Origin of the sequence: Rhizobium sp. Root482, from assembly GCF_001426565.1 — a bacterium.
Classification (GTDB): Bacteria; Pseudomonadota; Alphaproteobacteria; order Rhizobiales; family Rhizobiaceae; genus Pararhizobium.
The window spans coordinates 290,496-314,105 of sequence record NZ_LMFA01000001.1 but is presented as its reverse complement, the minus strand read 5'-3'; the positions used below and the strand labels follow the sequence as shown (position 1 = coordinate 314,105).

The 23,610-nt window shown below is 62.0% G+C and carries 23 protein-coding genes; 19 read left to right on the top strand and 4 right to left on the bottom strand.

What is annotated here, in order from left to right:
* Positions 1–5 precede the first annotated feature (5 nt).
* Positions 6–650 carry a cob(I)yrinic acid a,c-diamide adenosyltransferase gene (gene cobO / locus ASD31_RS01340; protein WP_056328344.1) on the top strand — a complete coding sequence of 215 codons (645 nt, stop codon included), beginning with the start codon at positions 6–8 and terminating at the stop codon, positions 648–650.
* Positions 651–660: 10 nt separating this feature from the next.
* On the opposite strand, the gene ASD31_RS01335 is transcribed toward cobO, so the two are convergent.
* Positions 661–1,446: a TSUP family transporter gene (locus ASD31_RS01335; RefSeq protein ID WP_056329272.1), complete on the bottom strand. Its 786-nt coding sequence runs from the start codon at positions 1,444–1,446 to the stop codon at positions 661–663.
* A gap of 314 nt (positions 1,447–1,760) precedes the next feature.
* On the opposite strand from ASD31_RS01335, the gene ASD31_RS01330 reads away from it, so the two are divergent.
* The 12 genes from ASD31_RS01330 to ASD31_RS01275 all read left to right on the top strand — a co-directional run bounded on the left by ASD31_RS01330 (position 1,761) and on the right by ASD31_RS01275 (position 12,653).
* On the top strand, positions 1,761–2,288 hold the full coding sequence (locus ASD31_RS01330; RefSeq protein ID WP_056328342.1) for a cobalamin biosynthesis protein: 528 nt from the start codon (positions 1,761–1,763) through the stop codon (positions 2,286–2,288).
* Positions 2,285–3,127: a uroporphyrinogen-III C-methyltransferase gene (gene cobA, locus ASD31_RS01325; protein WP_056328340.1), complete on the top strand. Its 843-nt coding sequence runs from the start codon at positions 2,285–2,287 to the stop codon at positions 3,125–3,127. Before ASD31_RS01330 ends, cobA begins: the two co-directional genes overlap by 4 nt.
* Positions 3,124–4,428, top strand: coding sequence for a cobyrinate a,c-diamide synthase (locus tag ASD31_RS01320; protein ID WP_056328337.1), 1,305 nt, complete (start codon positions 3,124–3,126; stop codon positions 4,426–4,428). The genes cobA and ASD31_RS01320 overlap by 4 nt, the downstream gene beginning before the upstream one ends.
* Positions 4,425–5,429, top strand: a complete 1,005-nt coding sequence (gene cobD, locus ASD31_RS01315; protein WP_056328336.1) for a threonine-phosphate decarboxylase CobD — start codon at positions 4,425–4,427, stop codon at positions 5,427–5,429. The genes ASD31_RS01320 and cobD overlap by 4 nt, the downstream gene beginning before the upstream one ends.
* A gap of 13 nt (positions 5,430–5,442) precedes the next feature.
* Positions 5,443–6,426, top strand: a complete 984-nt coding sequence (gene cbiB, locus ASD31_RS01310; RefSeq protein ID WP_056328333.1) for an adenosylcobinamide-phosphate synthase CbiB — start codon at positions 5,443–5,445, stop codon at positions 6,424–6,426.
* Positions 6,427–6,571: 145 nt separating this feature from the next.
* Positions 6,572–7,000: a L,D-transpeptidase gene (locus tag ASD31_RS01305; protein ID WP_056329269.1), complete on the top strand. Its 429-nt coding sequence runs from the start codon at positions 6,572–6,574 to the stop codon at positions 6,998–7,000.
* Positions 7,001–7,143: 143 nt separating this feature from the next.
* Positions 7,144–7,428 (top strand): acyl carrier protein, encoded by a 285-nt coding sequence (locus ASD31_RS01300; RefSeq protein WP_156392458.1) that lies wholly within the window; start codon positions 7,144–7,146, stop codon positions 7,426–7,428.
* Between the two features lie 216 nt (positions 7,429–7,644).
* Positions 7,645–8,130 carry a 3-hydroxyacyl-ACP dehydratase FabZ family protein gene (locus ASD31_RS01295; RefSeq protein WP_056328332.1) on the top strand — a complete coding sequence of 162 codons (486 nt, stop codon included), beginning with the start codon at positions 7,645–7,647 and terminating at the stop codon, positions 8,128–8,130.
* A 2-nt stretch (positions 8,131–8,132) separates the two neighbouring features.
* Positions 8,133–9,338, top strand: a complete 1,206-nt coding sequence (locus ASD31_RS01290) for a beta-ketoacyl-ACP synthase (RefSeq protein ID WP_056328330.1) — start codon at positions 8,133–8,135, stop codon at positions 9,336–9,338.
* A gap of 11 nt (positions 9,339–9,349) precedes the next feature.
* Entirely contained in the window at positions 9,350–10,633 is a 1,284-nt protein-coding gene (locus ASD31_RS01285) for a beta-ketoacyl-ACP synthase (protein ID WP_056328328.1), read from the top strand.
* 53 nt (positions 10,634–10,686) lie between these two features.
* On the top strand, positions 10,687–11,715 hold the full coding sequence (locus ASD31_RS01280; protein WP_056328326.1) for a zinc-binding dehydrogenase: 1,029 nt from the start codon (positions 10,687–10,689) through the stop codon (positions 11,713–11,715).
* A gap of 11 nt (positions 11,716–11,726) precedes the next feature.
* Positions 11,727–12,653 carry a lipid A biosynthesis lauroyl acyltransferase gene (locus ASD31_RS01275; protein WP_056328324.1) on the top strand — a complete coding sequence of 309 codons (927 nt, stop codon included), beginning with the start codon at positions 11,727–11,729 and terminating at the stop codon, positions 12,651–12,653.
* A 14-nt stretch (positions 12,654–12,667) separates the two neighbouring features.
* Here ASD31_RS01275 and ASD31_RS01270 read toward each other — a convergent pair whose 3' ends face one another.
* Both ASD31_RS01270 and ASD31_RS01265 read right to left on the bottom strand, forming a co-directional pair.
* Positions 12,668–13,018: a VOC family protein gene (locus ASD31_RS01270; RefSeq protein WP_056329262.1), complete on the bottom strand. Its 351-nt coding sequence runs from the start codon at positions 13,016–13,018 to the stop codon at positions 12,668–12,670.
* Between the two features lie 9 nt (positions 13,019–13,027).
* Positions 13,028–13,426 (bottom strand): hypothetical protein, encoded by a 399-nt coding sequence (locus ASD31_RS01265; protein ID WP_056328322.1) that lies wholly within the window; start codon positions 13,424–13,426, stop codon positions 13,028–13,030.
* A gap of 313 nt (positions 13,427–13,739) precedes the next feature.
* On the opposite strand from ASD31_RS01265, the gene gndA reads away from it, so the two are divergent.
* Positions 13,740–15,170, top strand: coding sequence for an NADP-dependent phosphogluconate dehydrogenase (gene gndA / locus ASD31_RS01260; RefSeq protein ID WP_056328320.1), 1,431 nt, complete (start codon positions 13,740–13,742; stop codon positions 15,168–15,170).
* Between the two features lie 70 nt (positions 15,171–15,240).
* On the opposite strand, the gene ASD31_RS01255 is transcribed toward gndA, so the two are convergent.
* Positions 15,241–16,269 carry a LacI family transcriptional regulator gene (locus tag ASD31_RS01255; RefSeq protein WP_056329260.1) on the bottom strand — a complete coding sequence of 343 codons (1,029 nt, stop codon included), beginning with the start codon at positions 16,267–16,269 and terminating at the stop codon, positions 15,241–15,243.
* A gap of 460 nt (positions 16,270–16,729) precedes the next feature.
* On the opposite strand from ASD31_RS01255, the gene ASD31_RS01250 reads away from it, so the two are divergent.
* From ASD31_RS01250 to ASD31_RS01230, 5 genes are all read left to right on the top strand, one after another.
* The gene (locus tag ASD31_RS01250) at positions 16,730–17,965 is read left to right on the top strand and encodes an ABC transporter substrate-binding protein (RefSeq protein WP_056328318.1); all 1,236 of its coding nucleotides are present in this window, start codon (positions 16,730–16,732) and stop codon (positions 17,963–17,965) included.
* Between the two features lie 172 nt (positions 17,966–18,137).
* On the top strand, positions 18,138–19,040 hold the full coding sequence (locus ASD31_RS01245) for a carbohydrate ABC transporter permease (RefSeq protein ID WP_056328316.1): 903 nt from the start codon (positions 18,138–18,140) through the stop codon (positions 19,038–19,040).
* Between the two features lie 103 nt (positions 19,041–19,143).
* On the top strand, positions 19,144–19,971 hold the full coding sequence (locus ASD31_RS01240) for a carbohydrate ABC transporter permease (RefSeq protein WP_156392481.1): 828 nt from the start codon (positions 19,144–19,146) through the stop codon (positions 19,969–19,971).
* A 3-nt stretch (positions 19,972–19,974) separates the two neighbouring features.
* Positions 19,975–21,066, top strand: coding sequence for an ABC transporter ATP-binding protein (locus tag ASD31_RS01235; RefSeq protein ID WP_056328313.1), 1,092 nt, complete (start codon positions 19,975–19,977; stop codon positions 21,064–21,066).
* An 83-nt stretch (positions 21,067–21,149) separates the two neighbouring features.
* Positions 21,150–23,606: a beta-mannosidase gene (locus tag ASD31_RS01230; RefSeq protein ID WP_056328310.1), complete on the top strand. Its 2,457-nt coding sequence runs from the start codon at positions 21,150–21,152 to the stop codon at positions 23,604–23,606.
* Positions 23,607–23,610: the final 4 nt, after the last annotated feature.

Here is a 23,610-nt window from a genome sequence, read left to right as displayed (position 1 = left end):
CAGGAATGAGCGAAGACCAGGTGCAGACGGACGAAGGCGCAACCGGCCATGACGAGGCGCGCCATGCCATGAAGATGGCAAAGAAGAAGGTGGCCCGCGAAAAGATCATGGCGACGAAAACGGACCAGAAGGGCCTGATCATCGTCAATACCGGCAAGGGCAAGGGCAAGTCGACGGCCGGCTTCGGCATGATCTTCCGCCATATCGCCCACGGCATGCCCTGTGCCGTCGTCCAGTTCATCAAGGGCGCCTGGGAAACCGGCGAACGCAACCTGATCGAGAAACATTTCGGCGAGCTTTGCCAGTTCCACACGCTCGGCGAGGGCTTTACCTGGGAGACCCAGGATCGTTCGCGCGATGTCGCCATGGCTGAAAAGGCCTGGGAAAAGGCCAAGGAACTCATCCGCGACGAACGCAATTCCATGGTTCTGCTCGACGAGATCAATATCGCCTTGCGCTACGATTATATCGATGTCGCCGAGGTGGTGCGGTTCCTCAAGGAGGAAAAGCCGCACATGACCCATGTCGTTCTCACCGGGCGCAATGCCAAGGAAGAACTGATCGAGGCCGCCGACCTGGTGACCGAAATGGAACTGGTCAAGCATCCGTTCCGCTCCGGCATCAAGGCGCAGGTCGGCGTCGAATTCTAGGCTTTGTCGATCAGAAGCCGAACCAGATCCGGACCGGATGGGCCGGGTCTGCCAGGAGCCGGATCGCCAGCGCGATGCAGGTGATGACCAGGAGTGGCTTGATGATCTTCGCGCCGTTCTTCATGGCAAAGCGCGAGCCCACCTGCGCGCCGGCGAACTGGCCGGCACCCATAACCAGGCCGACCTTCCACAGGACGACGCCATAGATCAGGAAAACGGTGAAGGCGCCGATATTCGAGCCGAAATTCAGGAATTTCGTATGTGCGGTCGCCTTCAGCACGCCGAAGCCGGCCAGAGCGATGAAGGCCAGCATGAAGAACGAGCCGGCACCGGGTCCGAAAACGCCGTCATAAAAGCCGATCAGCGGCACGATCGTCAGGGTAAACAGGAAAGGCGTCATCCGGCGGGCCGTGTCGAGATCGCCGACACTCGGCTTGACGGCGAAATAAAGCGCGATGGCGACGAGCAGGAAGGGCAGGAGGACTTTCAGCACATCCCCCGGCACGACCGTGGCAAGCAGCGCGCCCAGCGCCGCACCCAGCGCCGACATCGCCGCCATCGGCAGCTGCGCCCGCAGGTCGACATGGCCGCGGCGGGCATAGGCAAGGCTGGCCGAGGCCGAGCCGAACAGCGATTGCAGCTTGTTGGTTCCCAGCGTTTCGAGCGGCGGAATGCCGGCAAGCAGCATGACCGGCACGGTGATCATGCCGCCGCCGCCGGCAATCGAATCGATAAAGCCGGCCACGAAGCCGGCGATGAACAAAAGGGCGAGGATATGGAGCGCAAGATCGTGCAAGGGGGACTCGGTGAATGGCGGGCCGTTCGGGAATTTGATCTTCTGTGACAGAGGCCGGGCGAAAAAGCAAAGGGCCTGGTGGGCCAATGTCGCATATGGCGTCGATCGCCTGCTTGATGGCGCAAACCGGTTTGACCGGCCTTTTTCTCTGGGGTAAAAACAGGCTGTGCGACGGTGCCCGAACAAGGGCTGAAAAAGCGTCCGGTCCGGCCGACCCAGTCAGGGGGCTTTATCCGGTGCTGTCCAGGCCGCTTCGATGCCATCGGCTCGAATGCCCCGACGCTTCCTGACTGCGGCGAGGGGAGGTCCGTTTCGTGACATATCGGAAGAGCAAGGATCAGGTCGCGCCTGCGTCGCTCGTTCTCGGCCTTGGCTGCGAGCGCGGGACGCCGCCGGAAGACGTGATACGGCTGGCGCAGGCCGCGCTCGATGCGGCTGGCGGCACCGCTCGCTCGCTTACCTGCATCGCCTCGCTGGACGCGCGTTTGACGGAGCCGGCCTTGATCGCCGCGGCCGCCCATTTTTCTGTGCCTCTGCAGGGTTATGATGCCGCAGTGCTGGAAAATGAGACAGCGCGCCTGAAAAATCCCTCCGACATCGTCTTTGCGCTGACGGGCTGCCATGGCGTGGCGGAGGCGGCAGCTTTAGTCGCAGCCGGAACCACTGGTGCTCTCCTCGTGCCGAAAATGAAATCCGCCCATGCGACCGCCGCCGTTGCCTCGATCGATTTCTGCATGCCGAACCAGAGGGTTACGGCCGTTTCCTTGCAGTGTGATTCGCCGTCTTCAGCTTTTGATTCAGCCGGCTTGCGGCCCACCCTTCCGGCAGGGGCGATGTCATGAGCAATGCGATGTTTTCCACCCTGCCAGCGCTCGAACCGGGCTCGGTCTGGCTCGTGGGTGCCGGTCCCGGCGATCCGGGGCTTCTGACGCTGCATGCGGCCAATGCCCTTGGTCAGGCTGACGTCATCGTTCATGACGCGCTGGTCAATGCCGACTGCCTTGCCATGGCCAAACCGGGCGCGGTGCTTGAATTCGCCGGCAAGCGCGGTGGCAAGCCTTCTCCGAAGCAGCGGGATATTTCCCTGCGATTGGTGGAATTGGCGCGCCAAGGCAAGCGTGTGCTTCGGCTGAAAGGGGGCGACCCCTTCGTATTCGGACGCGGCGGCGAGGAGGCGCTGACCCTGGTCGAGCACGGCATCCCGTTCCGGATCGTGCCCGGTATCACCGCCGGCATCGGCGGCCTTGCCTATGCGGGCATCCCGGTCACGCATCGCGAGGTCAACCACGCGGTGACCTTCCTGACGGGCCACGATTCGTCGGGCCTCGTTCCCGACCGCATCCACTGGGAGGGCATTGCCAAGGGCTCCCCGGTGATCGTGATGTATATGGCGATGAAGCATATCGGCCAGATCGCCAACAACCTGATGGCCGCCGGCCGGTCTCCGGCAGAGCCGGTGGCCTTCGTCTGCGATGCCGCCACAGTGCGGCAAACCGTCCTGGAGACGACGCTCGCACGGGCAGAGGCGGATGTTGCGGCCTCCGGGCTCGAACCGCCGGCCATCGTCGTTGTCGGCGAGGTCGTGCGGCTACGCCCGGCACTTGACTGGCTGGGCGCGCTCGACGGTCGCGTTCTCAGCGCCGATCCCTTGTCGCTGCGCGCCTTCAAGGATCCGGCATGACCGGTCTTTTGATCGCGGCGCCATCCTCCGGTTCGGGAAAAACCACGGTCACGCTCGGGCTGATGCGCGCCTTGCGCCATCGCGGCATTGCGGTGGCACCGGGCAAGGCGGGGCCGGATTATATCGATCCGGCTTTTCACACGGCGGCCAGTGGCGAAGCCTGCTTCAACTACGATCCCTGGGCGATGCGCCCGGGCCTCCTGCTTGCCAATGCCAGCGAGGCGACGGCCGGCGACCGGACGCTGATCATCGAGGCGATGATGGGACTTTATGATGCCTCAATCGACGGGACCGGTTCGCCGGCGGATCTCGCGGCACTTTTGGGATTGCCGGTCATTCTCGTCGTCGATTGCGGCCGCATCTCCCAGTCGGTGGCGGCTCTCGTTCGCGGCTATGCCGGGCATCGCGACGATGTGCGCGTTTGCGGCGTCATCCTCAACAGGGTCGGCAGCGACCGCCATGAAAAAATGCTGCGTGATGCATTGGCAGGGATCGGCATGCCGGTGCTCGGCGCTCTTCGCCAGAGCGAGGATTTGAAGCTGCCGGAGCGTCATCTCGGCCTGGTTCAGGCCGGCGAGCACGGCGAACTGGAGGCCTTCATCGAACGGGCTGCAAGCCGTGTCGAGCAGGCCTGCGATCTCGACGCCATGCTGTCAGTCGCCCGCTCCGGTGCTGTGAAGAGGCAAGCCGCGAACGCAAGACCGCTCAGGCCGCTTGGCCAGAAGATCGCAATAGCCCGTGATATCGCCTTTGCCTTCTGCTACGAGCATCTGCTGTCCGGCTGGCGGAGTGCCGGTGCCGAGCTGTCGTTCTTCTCGCCGCTGGCCGATGAGGTGCCGGCAGGAGATGTCGATGCAGTCTATCTGCCCGGAGGCTATCCGGAACTTCATGCCGGGGTTTTGGCGGATGCCGCCCGGTTCAAGGCCGGCATGGCGGCGGCGGCAGGCCGTGGTATCAGGATTTTCGGCGAATGCGGCGGCTACATGACTCTCGGTGAAGGCCTTGTCGCTGCGGATGGCGAACGTTACGAAATGCTCGGCCTTTTGCCGCTCGTGACCAGTTTTGCCACGCGCCGCCGGCATCTCGGCTATCGACGCATCACGCCGCTCGATAAAACCCTGTTTACCGGCTCGCTGACGGCGCATGAATTCCACTATGCGACGATCCTTTTGGAGGGTGATGCCGAGCGACTGTTCGACACAGCGGACGCGGCCGGCACGCCGTTGGGCCAGGCGGGACTTCGGCGCGGTAAAATTGCAGGTTCCTTCATGCACATCATCGATGAGGCCCGGCCGGCATGAGCGCTCCCATCTTGCACGGCGGCGGGATTACCGAGGCTGCCGCCACCTATGGCGGCGAGCCGGGGGATTGGCTCGATCTGTCGACGGGCATCAATCCCAATCCGGTCGCCTTGCCGGATATTCCCGTTTCCGCCTGGCACCGGCTGCCGGACCGGCATCTGGCCGATCGGGCGTGCATGGCGGCGGCGCGCTATTATCGCAGCGGCACGCGCCTGCCGCTTGCCGTTCCCGGCACGCAATCGGTCATCCAGCTATTGCCGCGCCTTGTCGCGCCCGGCAGGCGTGTTGCCATCTTCGGGCCAACCTATGGCGAATATGCACGTGTCCTTGCCGCTTCCGGCTTTGACATCGATCAAGTTTCGTCGCCGGAGCAACTGACGCCGGACCACGGGCTTGCGATCGTCGTCAATCCCAATAATCCGACCGGCCGCGCCTTTTCACCGGAGGAACTCGGCGGCCTTGCCCGCCGCATGGCTGGCGTCGATGGCCTGCTTCTGGTGGATGAGGCCTTCGGCGATACGCAACCCGGATTGAGTATCGTGCCGCTCGCCGGCGCGCATGACAATCTCGTCGTCTTCCGGTCCTTCGGCAAGTTCTTCGGGCTTGCCGGCCTGCGGCTGGGCTTCGTCATCGCAACCGAATCCGTGGTCTCGGCCTTCCGCGAAGGGCTTGGCCCCTGGGCGGTGTCCGGCCCGGCGCTGGTTGTGGCGGCGCATCTGATGACAGGCGATACGCTGGCGGTGCAAGCGCTGATATTGGAGCGCAAGGCCGGGCTCGATGCGGTCTTGCGAGGAGCGGGGCTGAGGATCATCGGTGGTACGCCGCTTTTTTCACTGGTCGAACTGGACCGGGCGTCCCGGCTTCACGAGCATCTCTGCCACCGCCATATCCTTACCCGGAAATTCGATTATGCACCGTCCTGGCTGAGGATTGGGCTTGCGCCGGACGGGGCCGGCGATACACGCTTGGCACAAGCGCTGCGCGATGCGGATCTTGCCTGAACGGACCCGTTGAATGTCGATCGAAATCCTCCTTCTCCTGATGGCAGCCCTGGTGCTCGACCGGATCGTCGGCGATCCAGATTGGCTCTGGCGCCGCCTGCCGCATCCCGTCGTCCTGTTTGGGGCACTGATCGGCTGGTGCGACCGGAGCTTCAACCGCAAAAGCCTTGGTACGGACACCTTGCGGATCAGCGGTGTTGTCACGATTGTTGGTCTCCTGACCGCAAGCCTTGCCGCAGGCTTTGCGCTGCACCGGCTGTTCGGCGCCATCGGGCCGCTGGGCCTGGTGCTGGAGATCATCCTCGTTGCGGTTTTCCTGGCGCAGAAAAGCCTTGCCGATCATGTGGCCCGTGTTGCCACCGGCCTGCGTCTCGGTGGGCTCGACGGAGGGCGCGCGGCCGTGGCGATGATCGTCGGGCGCGATCCGCAAAAGCTGGACGAACCCGCCGTCTGCCGTGCGGCGATCGAAAGCCTGGCGGAAAATTTTTCCGACGGCGTCGTCGCGCCGGCCTTCTGGTATGCGCTGCTCGGCCTGCCGGGACTGCTTGCCTACAAGATGCTGAACACCGCCGATTCGATGATCGGCCACAAGAGCCCGAAATATCTGCATTTCGGCTGGGCCGCTGCGCGTCTCGACGATTTTGCCAATCTTCCAGCCGCCCGACTTTCGGTACTTCTGATCGCGGCGGGCGCTCTGTTCACTAACGGGCGGCGGGCGGCCTGGAATGCCGTGGACACGGGCCTGCGCGACCACGGCCTGCATCGCTCGCCCAATTCCGGCTGGCCGGAAGCGGCAATGGCCGGCGCGCTCGATATCCGGCTTGCGGGTCCGCGAATCTATTCGGGCGACGTGGTCAATGAACCGATGATCAACGGCGCGGGCCGGCCGGGCGCCACCGTCGGCGATGTGGAGACCGGCATTTCGATCTTCAACGGCGCCTGCACGGCGCTTGTCGCCTTCCTTGGGCTTGCCGCCATCGTCTTCTGTATAGTTTAATGCCCCGCACGGGCCGGAAATATTCCTGCCGACCTGTTCATTGCAGATTTCGCTTCGTCTTGAACGCCTGTCATTTCAGAGACTGCAAGGTCGAAATTGCGTTGGGGCACCCGTAGAAATGGTGCGCAGTTTTGGGGACATTTTCATGCGCAATATTCTCATGGCCTTTCTGGCCCTTCTATTCCTGCAAATTCATTCACCCTCTGCCTTGGCCGCCGCACTTATTGCCAATATCAGCCTTTCCACCCAAACCATGACGGTTTCGCAGAATGGCGTCGTGCGTCATCGCTGGAAAGTCTCCACCGCGCGCAAGGGCTATGTCACGCCGCGCGGCAGCTGGAGCGCCAAATGGCTTTCGCGGCATCATCGGTCGCGCAAATATGACAATGCGCCCATGCCTTATGCGGTGTTCTTCAACGGCGGCTATGCCGTTCACGCGACCTTCGACCTCAAACGTCTCGGGCGCGCGGCGTCGCATGGCTGCATTCGCCTGCATCCGGAGAATGCCGCCGCGTTCTTCTCGCTTGCCAGGCGGTACGGGTTGAAAAACACCAGGATCACTGTCGGTCGCTGAGCCTTTGCGCAAGGTATGTGGCGCACCGGCGGACATGATGTTTGCGCAACACCGCCTTTCTAAATGCAGGCGCCGGCGCGCAAGCCCATTGGCTTTTCCGGCGCATTTACCTATAGGTGCGCCAAATATGGATTCTATGAGGTATGGGCGTGACAGCTACATTCGACAAGGTTGCCGACATCATTGCAGAGACCAGCGAGATCGATCGCGAAACGATCACGCCGGAAAGCCACACCATCGATGATCTCGGCATCGACAGCCTCGATTTCCTCGACATCGTCTTTGCGATCGACAAGGAGTTCGGCATCAAGATTCCGCTTGAACAGTGGACGCAGGACGTCAACGAAGGCAAGGTTTCCACGGAGGAATATTTCGTCCTGAAGAATCTCTGCGCCAAGATCGATGAACTGAAGGCCGCCAAGGCCTGATCGCCGCTCCGCGGCCTTTCGCGGAGCCCGGCGTGACCGATCAGATGCCGCCTGTCGCGTGGTCTGCGCTTGACAGGCGGCATTTGCGTTTTTACTTGACGGTCACATGATCGCGTCTGTTCCGCCCTGGCGGATCGCGCGCGAATTCGAAATCCGGGGAATTGTCGGCGCCAGCTTCCTGCGCGCCGTGCTCCGGGCCAAGCTGGATAGCTCCTGATGCTCCTTGAATATTTCCAGATGATCGACCGGGTCGAAACGCTTGATCTTTCCGCCCGAACGCTGACGGCGCGCTCGGTGGTTCCTGCCAAGAGCCCGGTGTTCGAGGGGCATTTCCCAGGTTACCCCCTTGTTCCCGGCGTGCTGTTGATCGAGACCATGGCGCAGGCCTGCGGCTTTCTCGTTCTGGCCGCCACGGATTTCGCGGCCATGCCCTTCCTCATGTCGGTCGATAGCGCCAAGATGCGCAGCTTCGTCGAGCCGGAAGCCGTGCTCGATATCGAGGCCTTCCTCGAACATGACGGTTCGGGCTTCGCCGTCGTCAAGGCAAAGATCACGTCAGAAGGCAAGAAGGTCTGCGACGGTCAGTTGAAATTGCGCACCATGCCCTTCGATCAGGTGCCGCTTGGGCCGATCGTCAGAAAGCGCGCCGAAGAAGTGGGGCTGATCGCCGCGATGGCGGGTTCAGTCGGGACGGGGGAATGATGATGGAAAAATCAGCCAATGACGTGGTGATCACCGGCGTCGGCATCGTGACCAGCCAGGGTGTGGGCGCGCAGGCTCATACGGCGCTTCTGACCTCGTCGGAAACGCCGGTTGCCCGTGTTGAAACCGAGCGTTTCGCGCCCTATCCGGTGCATCCGCTGCCCGAGATCGACTGGTCGCAGCAGATCCCCAAGCGGGGCGACCAGCGGCAGATGGAGAACTGGCAGCGCCTCGGCGTGTTTTCGGCCGGACTGGCGCTCGACGATGCCGGCTTCAAGGACGATCTGGATGCCTGCGGCAGCATGGACATGATCGTGGCCGCCGGCGGCGGCGAGCGCGATATCAATGTGGATTCGCTGATCGTCGACGAGGCCTTGAAACGCAACGACCGGGAGCATCTGCTCAACGAAAAGCTGACCACCGAACTGCGCCCGACGCTGTTTCTGGCCCAGCTCTCCAATCTCCTCGCCGGCAATATTTCCATCGTCCACAAGGTGACCGGCTCCTCGCGCACCTTCATGGGCGAGGAAGGCGCCGGCATTTCGGCGATCGAGACCGCCTTTGCCCGCATCAAGGCCGGGCAATCGACCCACACGCTGGTAGGCGGCGCCTTTTCGGCGGAACGCCTCGACATGCTCCTTCTCATCGAGGCGATCCAGGGACATGCGCTGGGCGAATGGCACCCGATCTGGTCGCGCAAGCCGGAAGATGGCGGCGGAATGATCCTCGGTTCGGTCGGCGCCTTCCTGGTGCTGGAATCGCGGGCCCATGCCGAAGCTCGCGGCGCCCGCATCTATGCGACGATCGACGCGATCGGCGGCGATCGCGGCAGCCGCGACGGCGACCGGCTGGAACAGCGCCTTCAATATCTGACCGATCCCGCGACCGATGCCGACCCGGCTTCGACCGTCGTGTTTTCCGGTACATGCGGATTTCACGATCTGACATCTCGCGAAAAGACGTTTCTCGACGCGCAGTTTCCGAAGGCCGCCATCCGCGCTTTCGGCGGGCTCGCCGGCCATGGGCTCGAGGCACAGTTTCCACTGGGGCTGGCCTTCGCCGCCCTGTCGCTCGGCGCCGGCGCCAAGGTGCCCGCCTTCGATCCTGCAATCGAAAAGCCCATGGACGAGGCGGCAAGAACGGCCATCGTCACCACGATCGGCCATGCGCGCGGCGAAGGTGTCGCCGTTCTTTCGGCGGAAGAATAGGAGCGGCAGATATGACCAGCGCTTACCAGGACCATCTCGGCCGCCCGCTGATCGCCGTCACCGGCATGGGCGTCATCACCTCGCTCGGCCAGGGGCTCGACGACAATTGGAAGGCGCTCACCTCGGGCGTCTCCGGCATTCACAAGACCACCCGATTCCCGACCGAGGGCCTCTCGACGAGAATCAGCGGAACCGTCGATTTCATTGATATTCCTGTCGAAAACTCGGTCGAGCGTTCCTATGCCTTTGCCCGCGAGACGACTGCGGAAGCTTTGGCGCAGTCCGGCCTGTCTGGCGATTTCAACGGGCCGCTGTTTCTGGCCGCCCCGCCGATCGAGCCGGAATGGAGCGCCCGCTTCGATCTTGCCGACCGGGCAGGGCCGTCCGAAAAGCCGGGCGATGCCTATGACCGGTTCCTCGCCGCCATGCGCCAGCGCGCCGACGCGAATTTTCATGAGGCTGCGCTGTTCGGTGCCATTTCCGAGCGCCTGTCCGATCGCTTTGGCACACGCGGCCTACCGGTAACCCTGTCGACGGCCTGCGCCTCGGGCGCAACCGCGATCCAGCTCGGCGTCGAGGCGATCCGCCAGGGGCGCACCGACCGCGCCCTGACGGTGGCGACGGACGGGTCCGTCAGCGCCGAGGCGCTGATCCGTTTCGCGCTTCTTTCGGCTCTTTCCACCCAGAACGATCCGCCGGAGCGCGCCTCCAAGCCCTTTTCCAAGGATCGTGACGGCTTCGTTATCGCCGAGGGTGCCGCCACGCTGGTGCTCGAATCGCTGGAAGCCGCGATTGCACGCGGTGCCCGCGTCTACGGCATCCTGAAGGGCTGTGGCGAGAAGGCCGATCATTTCCACCGCACGCGCTCTTCGCCCGACGGCGGGCCGGCCATCGCAACGATCCGCGCGGCCCTTGAAGATGCGGGCATGGACGAGGGCGATATCGGCTATATCAATGCGCACGGCACCTCGACGCCGGAAAACGACAAGATGGAATATCATGCCATGTCGGCCGTCTTCGGCGACGGTCTGCCAAAGATTCCAGTCTCGTCCAACAAGTCGATGATCGGCCATACGCTGACCGCCGCCGGTGCCGTCGAGGCCGTGTTCTCACTGCAGACTATGCTGACCGGCACGCTGCCGCCGACCATCAATTACCAGAACCCCGATCCGGCCATCGTTCTCGACGTGGTACCGAATGTGAAGCGCGACAAGCAGGTAACGGCCGTCCTGTCGAATTCCTTCGGCTTCGGCGGCCAGAACGCCAGCCTTGTCATGGCGGCTGAACCGGCCTAATCGGACTGCTGAATCTTTCGACGAATGACGCCCTTCGGGCTTGAGGACTTATCATGCGCGCTTTGCAACTGGTCGACGACCGCAAGCTGGAAATCACCGACCTGCCCGAGCCGGATGCGCCGGGGCCGGGCGAGGTGACGCTGCGCGTCAAGGCCGTGGCGCTCAACCATATCGATGTCTGGGGCTGGCGCGGTATGGCATTCGCCAAGCGCAAGATGCCGCTGGTGATCGGCGCGGAAGCCTCAGGCGTGGTCGATCAGATCGGTCCGGGTGTTTTCAACGTCCTGCCGGGACAGCTTGTGTCGATCTATGGCGCGCGCACCTGCGGCCTTTGCCGTCCGTGCCGCGAAGGCCGCGACAATCTGTGCGAGCATGTGGGTGGGGTTCACGGTTTCCATCTCGACGGTTTCGCACAGGAAAAGGTCAACCTGCCGGCCCGCCTGCTCGTTCCGGCACCTCCGGGCGTCGATGCGGTAGCGGCGGCGGTGGCACCGGTCACCTTCGGTACCGTCGAGCACATGCTGTTCGACAATGCGAAGCTCGAACCCGGCGAAACCATCCTCATTCATGCCGGCGGTTCCGGCATCGGCTCGGCGGCGATCCAGCTTGCCAAGAAGATCGGCTGCACCGTGATCACCACGGTCGGCTCCGACGACAAGATCGAGAAGGCGAGGACGCTCGGCGCCGATCACGTCATCAACTATCGCACCGACCGTTTCGAGGGCGTCACACGCAAGCTGACCAAGAAGAAGGGCGTCGACGTCGTCTTCGAACATGTCGGCAAGGATACCTGGGCGGCCTCGATGTTCGTGCTGAAGCGGGGCGGGCGCCTCGTGACCTGCGGCTCGACCTCCGGTGTTTCCACGGAAATGAACCTGATGATGCTGTTCCAGCAACAGTTGAAACTGTTCGGTTCCTTCGGCTGCCGCATGGAGAACATGGCCAATGCCATGCAAAAAATGGCGCGTGGCCTTGTTCATCCGGTCATCGACACCGAAGTGGGCTTCTCCGAGATCGACCGGGCGCTGGAGCGGATGGAAACCCGCCAGGTCTTCGGCAAGATCATCCTGAAAATGGACTGAACATCGTGCGGATGCTGATCACCAGGCTGGTTCTGACGGCGGAGCGTTTCCGCCAATGGTCGATCGCACAGTTCGCCTTCCTGCTCCTGGGATTGCTGAAGCTGTTTCCGGCGGATGGCGCCATTGCCTTTGCCGAGCGCTTCACGCGCTGGCTCGGTCCGAAGCTCAAGCGCCGGCACAAGCTGACGCTAACCAATCTGCGCAATGCCTTTCCGGAGAAAAGCGAAGCGGAGATCGAAGCGATCGCGCTCGAAAGCTGGGGCAGCATCGGCCGGCTGGCGGCCGAATATGTCTTTCTCGACGAGCTCTTCGATTTCGATCCGGAAAATCCGAAGCCCGGCCGCATCGAGGTCTCAGGCATCCCGCTGTTTCTGGAACTGCGCGAAAAGCCGCGGCCCTTCATCGTCTTTACCGCCCATACCGGCAATTTCGAATTGCTGCCGGTGGCCAGTGCTGCCTTCGGCCTCGACGTGACGGTGCTTTTCCGGCCGCCGAACAATCCCTATGTCGCCGAAAAGGTGTTTGATTTCCGCAAGCAGCGCATGGGCAACCTCGTACCGTCGCATGCCGGTTCGTCCTTCACGCTGGCGCGAAAGCTCGAAGCGGGCGGTGCGGTCGGCGTGCTGGTCGATCAGAAATTCCGCAAGGGCCTGACGACCAAGTTCTTCGGCCAGGATGTGCGCACCAATCCGCTTCTGGCCAAGCTGGTACGGCAATTCAATTGCGAGGTCTATCCGGCCCGCTCCATCCGCCTGCCGGGGGGACGGTTCCGGCTCGAACTGGAACCGGCCATCGAAATCCCGCGCCGGGCCGATGGCAGCGTCGATGTCGTCGCCACCGCCCAAATGCTCAACGACAAGGTGGAGAGCTGGGTCCGGGAATATCCCGGACAATGGCTCTGGTACCACGACCGCTGGCAGATCAAGCGCAAACTGTGAGTGGCTGCCGCACCTTATTTGTCGGACCAAACCGCCAATTCATACCCGTCCGGATCGGCAAAATGGAAGCGTCGGCCGCCGGGAAAGGAAAAGGTCTCGCGGACGATACGGGCGCCTGCCGACTGTAGTCGCGACTGCGTCTCCAACAGATTCTCCGCATAAAGGATTACTAGGGGACCGCCCGGCCGCACCGGGCCGGTGGTCAGTCCGCCGGTCAACCGGCCATCGCTGAATTCGCAATAGTCCGGGCCGTAATCCGTAAACGTCCAGCCGAAGGCCGCTCCGTAAAAAGCCTTCGAGCGGGCAATATCGGCAACCGCGAATTCGATATTGTCGATCTGGCGATCGGTGCCCTTCTGTCCCATCATGTGCCCCTATGTTTCCAATAGCGTCTTCAGCTCGGTGAGGTCCTTCAGAACCCATTTCGAATCGGCGTCGAACTGCGCATCGGTCATATCCGGCTGTTTCAGCAAGGTGAACGCCACTTCGGCGCCATCGCCATTCGCAACGACGCGCAGCGCATTGTTGACCTGGAGGCCCGATTCCATCGTCACGAGATGGTCGATCACGCCGAAATCGTTTCTCGGCGCAAACCGGACCCGCACGCTGCCGAGTGCGCCCTGCGCCACCCAGTCCTCGCCGTCCTGCACCAGCCCGGAAGCCAGGCCGGAGGCCCAGGCAGGCATGTTTTCCGGTCGCGACGCATAATCATAGACATCGCGCCAATGCCTGTTGATGCCGATATGCACGATCCTGGCTTCCATCACGCTCATTTCAATCCTCCGGTACGGGATGGTCAGGTCACGATATCCCGGTGCTATTCTTTTCTGCTCGAGCGGCCCTTTGCAAGACCTTCCGATACCATCGATGCACGGCGATCCGGTTCGTCGAAGTCGCCAAAACTTGCCGGTGGGCGAACAATCGCTTGTCGTTGCACGCTTTGAGTGCCAAAACTCCGTCAGCATTCGCGGGGCGCAATGTCCGGGGTATTCATGCCCGGACGGGATCGCCGGCGGCGTCAATAGGATGAGGCGTTGCGATGGCCCATGAGGACCTTCGCCGCTTCACGGTCAATGGAGACATAAGATGGCACAGGCGGAAATCGGCCTTATCGGACTTGGGGTCATGGGATCGAATCTGGCGCTGAACATTGCCGAAAAAGGCAATCGGATCGCAGTTTTCAACCGCACGCCTGAAGCGACGCGCAAATTCTATGCGGAGGCGGGGGCCTTGCAGGGCCAGATCGTTCCCTGCGAAACGATCGAGGATTTCGTTGCCGCCATTCGTCCGCCGCGGCCGATCATCATCATGATCAAGGCCGGCGATCCCGTCGACCAGCAGATGGAACTGCTCAAGCCCCATCTTGAAGCCAACGACATCATGATCGATGCCGGCAATGCCAATTTCCGCGATACGATGCGCCGCTTCGATGCGCTCAAGGATAGCGGCCTGACCTTCATCGGCATGGGGGTGTCGGGCGGCGAGGAGGGCGCGCGCCATGGTCCGTCGATCATGGTCGGCGGCAAGGAAGCCTCGTGGAAGCGGGTCGAGCCGGTACTGACCTCGATCGCTGCCAAATATAATGGCGTTCCCTGCGTTGCCTGGCTTGGTGAAAACGGCGCCGGCCATTTCGTCAAGACGATCCACAACGGCATCGAATATGCCGACATGCAGATGATCGCCGAAATCTACGGCATCCTGCGCGACGGCCTGAAGATGGGCGCCACGGAGATCGGCGAAGTCTTCGGGGAGTGGAACAAGGGGCGCCTCAATTCCTATCTGATCGAGATCACCGAGACGGTCCTGAAGGCCGCCGACCCGATTACCGGACGGCCGATCGTCGATCTCATCCTCGACAAGGCCGGCCAGAAGGGCACCGGCAAATGGTCGGTGATCGAAGCGCAGAACATGGGCGTGCCGGCCACGGCAATCGAGGCGGCCGTTGCGGCGCGCAGCATCTCTTCGGTGAAGAGCGAGCGCGAGGCGGCCGAACAGGTGCTGGGCCTGCCGAATGTCGGCGAGTTCAAGGTGATCGACAGGGCCTCTTTCCTGAAGGATCTCGAAAGCGCGCTGCTGGCGGCCAAGATCGGTGCCTATGCGCAGGGCTTTGCCGTCATGGCGCAGGCCTCGCGCGAATTCAATTGGAACCTTCCGATGCCGACCATCGCCAAGATCTGGCGTGCCGGCTGCATCATTCGCTCGCAGTTCCTCGACGAGATCACCACCGCCTTCACCAAGGATCCGAACATCGCCAACCTGATCGTCACGCCGGCATTTTCGGCCATGGTCAAGGAAAGCGACGGCGCCTTGCGCCGGGTGGTCTCGGCGGCGGCCCTTGGCGGACTGCCGGTGCCGGCACTCGCCTCTGCGCTTGGCTATTTCGACAGCTACCGCCGCGCCCGCGGCACCGCCAACGTCATCCAGGCGCAGCGAGACTTCTTCGGTGCCCATGGATTCGACCGGATCGACGGTGCCGATGCGCATCACGGCCCCTGGGGCAGCGGGCTCAACGCCTGATCATCATTGATTCGATGAACAGCAACGCCGCGCGAATCGCTTCGCGCGGCGTTCTCATATCAGGGTGAGTCTAAAGTGGCTGGCTCAGGCTCTGCAGCTCTTCCGCCGGCGTGCCGGCTATGCGGGCGATGACGGCCCTTGCAAGCTCCTGGCCGGCGCGGCGGATATCTTCCCGCATGGTGATGACCTCCGGCCGCAGCCAAGTGAGAAAGTCGCTCGGTACTTTCGAGACCATATCGACGTCCTGATGCAATTTCTTTCCGGCGGCTTCCAGCCCGGCGATCACCGCGATCGAGCCTGCACCCGAACCCGAAACGATACCGTCGGGCGCCTCCGGTGAGCGCATCAGCGCTTCGACGGCAGCGCGGATTTCCACGAGGCTGTTGTCGATATCGACGGCACCGAAGGGCACGGCCTCGACGCCGAAATCGCGGATGCCCTTGTCGAAGCCCTTGCGCATATGCCGGTGGAACGTCAGGTGCTGCGGCGGCTGCAAGAGCACGATGCGCCGGCGCCCGAGTTCGGCCAGGCGCCGGACCGCCTCATAGGCAAAGCCTTCATTGTCGAAGTCGTGATAGGGATGAGCCAGCCCCATATCCGTCCTTCCGTGGGTGGCAAAGGGGAAGCCCCGCTCCATCATCAGCGCGACGCGCGGGTCCTTGGGCTCCGTGCGCGAAATGATCACGCCGTCGGCGGCCCCGGTGTCGAGGACGTAGCGCACCGGGGCAAGCGCGTCCTTGGACGAGCTATAGGGGGTGATGACGAGATGGTAGGGGGTTTCCGCCAGGACCTCGGAAATTCCGACCACGATCGGGCTCGTCAGGCCCATCACCTCTTCCTCCAGCGACAGGACGAGGCTGATGACATTGGTCTTGCCGGTGCGCAGGCGGACCCCCGCCCGGTTGGGCTGGTAGCCTACCTGCCTGGCCACCAGCCGGACCCGCTCCTTGGTCTCGGCGCCGATATCGGGCGCATCCTTCAATGCCCGTGAAACGGTGGTGATGCCGAGCCCGGTCATGAAGGCTATGGTTTTCAGGGTCGGACGCTCGTTCGGCGAGGATGCCGCCGCCGTCTGTCTGCGCTTGGTCTTCTGGTCCATGTCGCCGTTCATCGCTTTCCCAGGTTCAGGCGCTGGCGCCGCAAGGGCTGTAATGGCCTGGAGTGGCCATCCCTGGCCTTTTTTGCGCTTATATATGATTTCGCCGACATTGATATCCGCAGGTTGCCAATGCTGGCAATGAAAACCTGTAACGATACAGGTGGTTTTTCCGAGTGATATCCGCGTGTGATGGCTCACATTTTTTACTGTTCCACAGCTCGGAGATGCGCAATGCGCCCCGCGGACAGGATTTCTGATTTCGACGAAAGTATAAAGGGTGATAAAATAATACTTATATATCAGTATGTTAATTCCGTGCTGTGTTCGCATGCTGATGAAATACGCTGGTCTCGTGATGGCGTTTTTCATTTTACCGAAAAATTCCACCCGCCGGCTGTTGCGTCTCCAAATCGATTGAATTAAGTTTTTACGGTAACGTTACAGTGAGGGAGGAGAACTCATGAAATCGCGTTTGTTGGCTGCCGTCCTGGCAGCAGGTGTCGTGCTTCCGCTCGGAATGGCAAAGGCTGCCGAACTGGAAGTGACCCATTGGTGGACGTCCGGCGGTGAGGCCGCGGCCGTCGCCGAGCTTGCCAAAGCATTCAATGCCACCGGAAACAAGTGGATCGACGGCGCCATCGCCGGTGCGGGTGGAACCGCGCGGCCGATCATGGTCAGCCGCATCACCGGCGGCGATCCGATGGGTGCCACCCAGTTCAACCATGGCCGCCAAGCCGAGGAGCTGGTTGAGGCTGGCCTGATGCGTGACCTCACAGATGTCGCCACCAGGGAAAACTGGAAGGACATCATCAAGCCTTCGAGCTTGCTCGACAGTTGCACGATCGACGGCAAGATCTATTGCGCGCCGGTCAATATTCATTCCTGGCAATGGCTATGGTTGTCGAATGCGGCCTTCGAGAAGGCTGGCGTCGACGTGCCGAAGAACTGGGACGAATTTGTCGCGGCGGCTCCGGCGCTCGAAAAGGCAGGCATCATCCCGCTCGCTGTCGGCGGCCAGCCATGGCAGTCCGCAGGTGCCTTCGACGTGCTGATGGTGGCGATCGCCGGCAAGGACGTCTTCAACAAGGTATTCGGCGACAAGGATGCGGAAGTGGCCGCCGGTCCCGAAATCGCCAAGGTCTTCAAGGCCGCGGACGATGCCCGCAAGATGGCCAAGGGCAGCAATGTCCAGGATTGGAACCAGGCCACCAATCTCGTCATCACCGGCAAGGCCGGCGGCCAGATCATGGGCGATTGGGCGCAGGGCGAATTCCAGCTGGCCGGCCAGACGGCGGGCAAGGATTACACCTGCCTTCCGGGGCTCGGCGTCAATGAAGTGATTTCCACCGGCGGCGATGCCTTCTATTTCCCTGTCCTGGAGGACGAGGAAAAGTCGAAGGCCCAGGAAGTGCTCGCCTCGACCTTGCTCAGCCCGGCAACCCAGGTTGCCTTCAACCTGAAGAAGGGCTCGCTGCCAGTGCGCGGCGATGTGGATCTCGCGGCCGCCAACGATTGCATGAAGAAGGGTCTCGATATCCTGGCAAAGGGCAATGTGATCCAGGGAACGGACCAGCTGCTTTCGGCCGACAGCCAGAAGCAGAAGGAGGACCTCTTCTCCGAGTTCTTCGCCAATGCCTCCATGACGCCGGAAGATGCGCAGAAGCGCTTTGCCGACATCATCGGGTCTGCCGACTGACCAGGTTCTCGACGAAAACCGGTTCCGCTTTGCGGAGCCGGTCCATCGCCGGGCCTAGGCGTTTCATCACATCGCAATGTCGTTCGTAGCTGGATATCCGGCCGCGCCGGGATTGCGGTGGACGCGCGGCCTTGCCGGCGACAACGATCGCAATTCAGGGAGGAATGACCGAATGACGGGCCATGCGAAAGCCGGCCGGCCGAACCAGTTGCTGCGCAATCTCAATTCCAAGATTGCCTCCATTCCGATGATGCTGACCGCCGTGGTCATCTTTCTCGGCGGCACGCTCTGGACGGTCGTCTATTCCTTCACCAATTCAAAACTCCTGCCGCGAATGAAATTCGTTGGCCTGGATCAATATGAACGTCTGTGGTCGGCACCTCGCTGGCTGGTCTCGATCGAGAATCTGGCGATCTACGGCGTGTTTTCGCTCATTTTCAGTCTGACGATCGGTTTCGTGTTGGCGGCATTCATGGATCAGAAAATCCGGTTCGAAAACACGTTCCGTACGATCTTCCTTTATCCCTTCGCGCTGTCCTTCATCGTTACGGGCCTCGTCTGGCAATGGATCCTCAATCCGGAATTCGGCGTGCAGTCCGTGGTGCGTTCGCTGGGCTGGACCAGCTTTGCCTTCGACCCACTCTACAACCAGGAGATCGTCATCTACGGCATCCTGATCGCCGCGCTGTGGCAGGGGACCGGGCTCGTCATGTGCCTGATGCTGGCCGGCCTGCGCGGGATCGACGAGGATATCTGGAAGGCGGCGCGCGTCGATGGCATCCCGATGTGGAAGACCTATATCTTCATCATCATCCCGATGATGCGGGCGGTGTTCATCACCACGCTCGTCATCGTCGCCAGCGGCATCGTGCGGGTCTATGACCTCGTCGTCGCCCAGACGAGCGGTGGCCCGGGCATCGCGTCGGAAGTGCCAGCCAAATATGTCTATGACTATATGTTCCAGGCGCAGAATCTCGGCCAGGGCTTTGCCGCCTCGACCATGATGCTGATCACGGTCGCCATCATCATCGTGCCTTGGGCCTATCTCGAATTCGGAGGGCGCAAGCGTGGCTGACACCGCATCGATCGACCATTCGACTATCACCTCGACCTCGGCAAAATCCGCCGCCGGCCCGCGCGGGAAAAAGCCCCGCCCGCTCTTTTCTTCCCGCAACATCATGGTCTACGGCGTCCTTATTTTCGCCGCGGCCTATTATCTTCTGCCACTTTACGTCATGGTGGTCACGTCTCTGAAAGGCATGCCGGAAATCCGGCTCGGCAATATCTTCTCGCCGCCGATGGAGATCACCTTCGAGCCCTGGGCAAAAGCCTGGGCGAGCGCCTGCACGGGGCTCAATTGCGAAGGCCTGTCGCGCGGCTTCTGGAATTCCGTCCGCATCACCATTCCCTCCACCATCGTCTCGATCGCGATCGCCTCGGTCAACGGCTATGCGCTGGCCAACTGGCGGTTCAAGGGCGCGGACCTGTTCTTCACCATCCTCATCGTCGGCGCCTTCATTCCCTATCAGGTGATGATTTATCCGATCGTCATCGTGCTGCGTGAAATGGGCCTCTACGGTTCGCTTACCGGCCTGATCCTTGTCCATACGATCTTCGGCATGCCGATCCTGACGCTGTTGTTCCGCAACTATTTCAGCGCACTGCCGGAGGAATTGTTCAAGGCTGCCCGCATCGACGGCGCCGGATTCTGGACGATCTATTTCAGGATCATGCTGCCCATGTCGCTGCCGATCTTCGTCGTCGCGATGATCCTGCAGGTCACCGGCATCTGGAACGACTTCCTGCTCGGCGTCGTGTTCACGCGGCCGGAATATTATCCGATGACCGTGCAGCTCAACAATATCGTCAATTCGGTCCAGGGCGTGAAGGAATACAATATCAACATGGCCGCGACCATTCTTACCGGCGCCGTGCCGCTGATCGTCTATTTCGTCTCCGGACGGCTTTTCGTCCGGGGCATCGCCGCCGGCGCAGTGAAAGGATAAGCCATGACCAGCAACAGCGTATCGGTCAGGGACCTGTCGTTGAACTTCGGTGCGGTCACCGTTCTCAAGACCCTCAATCTCGATGTCAGGGACGGTGAGTTCCTCGTCCTGCTCGGGTCTTCCGGTTGCGGAAAGTCGACGCTTCTCAATTGCATCGCCGGACTTCTCGACGTCTCGGACGGCCAGATCTTCATCAAGGAGAAGAATGTCACCTGGGAAGAGCCCAAGGACCGGGGCATCGGGATGGTGTTCCAGTCCTACGCGCTCTATCCGCAGATGACGGTGGAGGGAAACCTGTCCTTTGGCCTCAAGGTCGCCAAGCTGCCGCAGAGCGAGATCGACAAGCGGGTGGCGCGGGCGGCCGAAATCCTGCAGATCCAGCCGCTCCTCAAGCGCAAGCCGTCCGAGCTTTCCGGCGGCCAGCGCCAGCGCGTGGCGATCGGCCGGGCCTTGGTGCGCGACGTCGATGTCTTCCTGTTCGACGAGCCGCTGTCCAATCTCGACGCCAAGCTGCGCTCGGAACTGCGAGTCGAAATCAAGCGGCTGCACCAGTCACTGAAGAACACCATGATCTACGTCACCCATGACCAGATCGAAGCCCTGACGCTGGCCGACCGGATCGCGGTGATGAAGAGCGGCGTCATCCAGCAGCTTGCCGATCCGATGACGATCTACAATTTTCCGGAAAATCTCTTCGTTGCCGGCTTCATCGGTTCGCCGTCGATGAATTTCTTCCGCGGCGAGATCGCTGACCGGGGCGGCCGCAAGGTGATCGCCGTCAATGGCGTCGATTTCGGCATGGAGAGCTATCCGGCGCGCGGGCCGCTGGAAACCGGCCGAAAGGTCGTGCTCGGCGTCCGCCCGGAGCATGTGAAGGTCGACGAGAGCGTTCCCGGTTCCGAGGAGCATGACGCGGTCGTCGATATCGAGGAGCCGATGGGTGCCGATAATCTGCTCTGGCTGAAGCTTGCCGGCCAGACCATGTCGGTCCGCATCGCCGGCGCACGTCGCTATGCGCCCGGCACCGCCCTCAAGCTCGGCTTCGACATGTCGATGGCCTCGGTCTTCGACGCGGTGACGGAGAATAGGGTTTAGTCGCCCAGTTAGTCCGTGGGGGAGATGTCCCGGAGGGACAGGGGGGTAAAAGCCCCGCACATCGAAGCAAATTGGTATCTCGCATGAATATCGCCACCGCCATCGACCTCTCGGGCACCTGGCAACTTGCCACGACCGACCAGAGCCATGAACTGACGATCGCCGTTCCCGGCGACGTCCATAGCGCGCTGCAGGCGGCTGGCGTGATCGCCGATCCCTATGCCGGCCGCAACGAAGACGACGTGCAATGGGTGGCACACAGGGATTGGCAGCTCGCGCGGACGGTCCATATCGACGGCGCCGATCTGTCCGGCAGCTGGTATCTCGATATCGAAAGCCTCGATACGGTCGCCGAAGTCTATGTCAATAAGCATCTGGTACTCGAAGCCGACAATTGTTTCCGGCGCTACCGGCCGGATGTCGGCCGGTTCCTGAAGGCGGGCGAAAACAGGCTTCGCATCATCCTGCGCTCGTCGGTCACAGCGGCGGCGGAAACGCAGGCTAAGCAGCCCTTCTACATTCCCTATTCGACCGGCAATTCGCCGATTGCCAACGGCAATATGCTGCGCAAGCCGCAATGCCATTTCGGCTGGGACTGGAACATCGCCATCGCGCCGCTCGGCATTTACGGCACCATTTCGCTGAAGAGGCTTGCCGCCGCCCGCATAGAGCATGTGACCACGCGCCAAGTGCCGCTCGCCGGCGGCGCCATCGGTCTTCAGGTCACCGTGACGCTCTTTGCCGAAGAGCCCGGCGTTGCCAGTCTCGACCTCTCGCTCGATGGGCAGAGTGATCGCCTCGATTGCGCCGTCAATCCCGGCGAGACCCGCACTACCCATGTCTTCAGGGTCGAAAATCCCAAGCTTTGGTGGCCGGCGGGCAGCGGCGATCAGGCGCTTTCCAAGCTTGTCGTCACCGTAGCCGGCGAGAGCGTCACTCGCCAGATCGGTTTTCGCACCGTCGAACTTCTGACCGATCCGGACGAGGCCGGCAGCCGCTTTGCATTCCGCGTCAATGGCCGCGAAATTTTCTGCCGCGGTGCCAACTGGATACCGGCCGATGCCTTGATGTCACGGGTGAGCCGCGAGAGCGTCGAGGATCTGCTGCGCTCGGCCGTAGATGCCAATATGAACATGATCCGCATCTGGGGCGGCGGCTTCTATGAGCCCGACTGGTTCTACGATCTTTGCGACCGGCTGGGCCTGATGGTCTGGCAGGATTTCATGTTCGCCTGCAATCTCTATCCCTCGACGCCGGACTTTCTGGAAAATGTCACGGAGGAGGTCGATTATCAGGTCAGGCGTCTCTCCTCGCATCCCTCGATCGTGCTCTGGTGCGGTGACAACGAGTTGGTGGGCGCTCTCACCTGGTTCGACGAGAGCCGCAAGGACCGCGACCGCTATCTCGTCTCCTATGACCGTCTCAACCGGACGATCGAGACCGGTATCAGGGCAGCAGCACCCGAGGCGATCTGGTGGCCGTCGAGCCCCTCCGTGGGACCGCTCGATTTCGGCGACGCCTGGCATGCCGACGGGGCCGGCGATATGCACTACTGGTCCGTCTGGCACGAGAACAAGAGCTTCGACAATTACCGCAGCGTGCGCCCGCGCTTCTGCTCGGAATTCGGCTTCCAGTCCTACACATCGATGCCGATCATCAGGCAATTCGCCGGGCAGAAGGATTTGAATATCGCCTCGCCGGTGATGGAGGCCCATCAGAAGAATGCCGGCGGCAATGAGCGTATCGCGGCCACCATGTTCCGCTATTTCCGCTTCCCGAAGGATTTTTCGAGCTTCGTCTATCTGAGCCAGATCCAGCAGGGGTTGGCCATCAGGACCGCCGTCGATTACTGGCGCTCGCTGAAACCTCATTGCATGGGCACGCTCTACTGGCAGCTCAACGATACCTGGCCGGTCGCCTCCTGGGCGAGCCTCGACTATGGCGGTAACTGGAAGGCCTTGCACTACATGGCGCGCCGATTCTTCCAGCCGGTCGCCGTGGCCGCCATTCCGTCTACCGATGATGGCGAGATCGCCTTCTCGATGGTCAATGACACGGCCGAACCGGTCACCGTTGAGCTGCAGACCTTCCTCGTCACGCTCACAGGCGAACGGCAGCCGCTGACGGCCGCTGCCGGAACCTGCAGCCCAGATCGCGCCGCCACGCTGATGACGATCGCCGCATCCGATATCGGCAAGGGTGAAGTTCTTTTCTGGTCCTTCGAGGCATCGAACGGCATGCGCGGCGAGGGGCATCATGTCGCGGGCACCTACAAGGCGCTCGACCTCAATCCCTCCGGCCTTTCCCTTTCGGCAGCGCTCAGGGGGGACGGTGTCTTCGAAGTGACGATTTCGGCAACGGGACTGGCCCTGCATGCCGTCATCGAGGCGGATGTCGAAGGCCGCTATTCGGACAATGTCATCGATTTGACGGCGGGCGAAAGCCGCACCGTGGAATTTACGCCCAAGCTGCCGCTGGCTTTGGGGGCCTCTCCGGTCTTCACGGCCTATGATCTGCAATCCTGTCAGGGCAACGGATAGGGAA

Bases quoted from the DNA above. Each gene is read 5' to 3' on its own strand.
- cobO (WP_056328344.1), top strand. From the start codon at position 6: ATGAGCGAAGACCAGGTGCAGACGGACGAAGGCGCAACCGGCCATGAC.
- cobA (WP_056328340.1), top strand. From the start codon at position 2,285: ATGAGCAATGCGATGTTTTCCACCCTGCCAGCGCTCGAACCGGGCTCG.
- ASD31_RS01320 (WP_056328337.1), top strand. From the start codon at position 3,124: ATGACCGGTCTTTTGATCGCGGCGCCATCCTCCGGTTCGGGAAAAACC.
- cobD (WP_056328336.1), top strand. From the start codon at position 4,425: ATGAGCGCTCCCATCTTGCACGGCGGCGGGATTACCGAGGCTGCCGCC.
- cbiB (WP_056328333.1), top strand. From the start codon at position 5,443: ATGTCGATCGAAATCCTCCTTCTCCTGATGGCAGCCCTGGTGCTCGAC.
- ASD31_RS01305 (WP_056329269.1), top strand. From the start codon at position 6,572: ATGCGCAATATTCTCATGGCCTTTCTGGCCCTTCTATTCCTGCAAATT.
- ASD31_RS01300 (WP_156392458.1), top strand. From the start codon at position 7,144: ATGGGCGTGACAGCTACATTCGACAAGGTTGCCGACATCATTGCAGAG.
- ASD31_RS01295 (WP_056328332.1), top strand. From the start codon at position 7,645: ATGCTCCTTGAATATTTCCAGATGATCGACCGGGTCGAAACGCTTGAT.
- ASD31_RS01290 (WP_056328330.1), top strand. From the start codon at position 8,133: ATGGAAAAATCAGCCAATGACGTGGTGATCACCGGCGTCGGCATCGTG.
- ASD31_RS01285 (WP_056328328.1), top strand. From the start codon at position 9,350: ATGACCAGCGCTTACCAGGACCATCTCGGCCGCCCGCTGATCGCCGTC.
- ASD31_RS01280 (WP_056328326.1), top strand. From the start codon at position 10,687: ATGCGCGCTTTGCAACTGGTCGACGACCGCAAGCTGGAAATCACCGAC.
- ASD31_RS01275 (WP_056328324.1), top strand. From the start codon at position 11,727: ATGCTGATCACCAGGCTGGTTCTGACGGCGGAGCGTTTCCGCCAATGG.
- ASD31_RS01270 (WP_056329262.1), bottom strand. From the start codon at position 13,018: ATGGGACAGAAGGGCACCGATCGCCAGATCGACAATATCGAATTCGCG.
- ASD31_RS01265 (WP_056328322.1), bottom strand. From the start codon at position 13,426: ATGAGCGTGATGGAAGCCAGGATCGTGCATATCGGCATCAACAGGCAT.
- gndA (WP_056328320.1), top strand. From the start codon at position 13,740: ATGGCACAGGCGGAAATCGGCCTTATCGGACTTGGGGTCATGGGATCG.
- ASD31_RS01255 (WP_056329260.1), bottom strand. From the start codon at position 16,269: ATGGACCAGAAGACCAAGCGCAGACAGACGGCGGCGGCATCCTCGCCG.
- ASD31_RS01250 (WP_056328318.1), top strand. From the start codon at position 16,730: ATGAAATCGCGTTTGTTGGCTGCCGTCCTGGCAGCAGGTGTCGTGCTT.
- ASD31_RS01245 (WP_056328316.1), top strand. From the start codon at position 18,138: ATGACGGGCCATGCGAAAGCCGGCCGGCCGAACCAGTTGCTGCGCAAT.
- ASD31_RS01240 (WP_156392481.1), top strand. From the start codon at position 19,144: ATGGTCTACGGCGTCCTTATTTTCGCCGCGGCCTATTATCTTCTGCCA.
- ASD31_RS01235 (WP_056328313.1), top strand. From the start codon at position 19,975: ATGACCAGCAACAGCGTATCGGTCAGGGACCTGTCGTTGAACTTCGGT.
- ASD31_RS01230 (WP_056328310.1), top strand. From the start codon at position 21,150: ATGAATATCGCCACCGCCATCGACCTCTCGGGCACCTGGCAACTTGCC.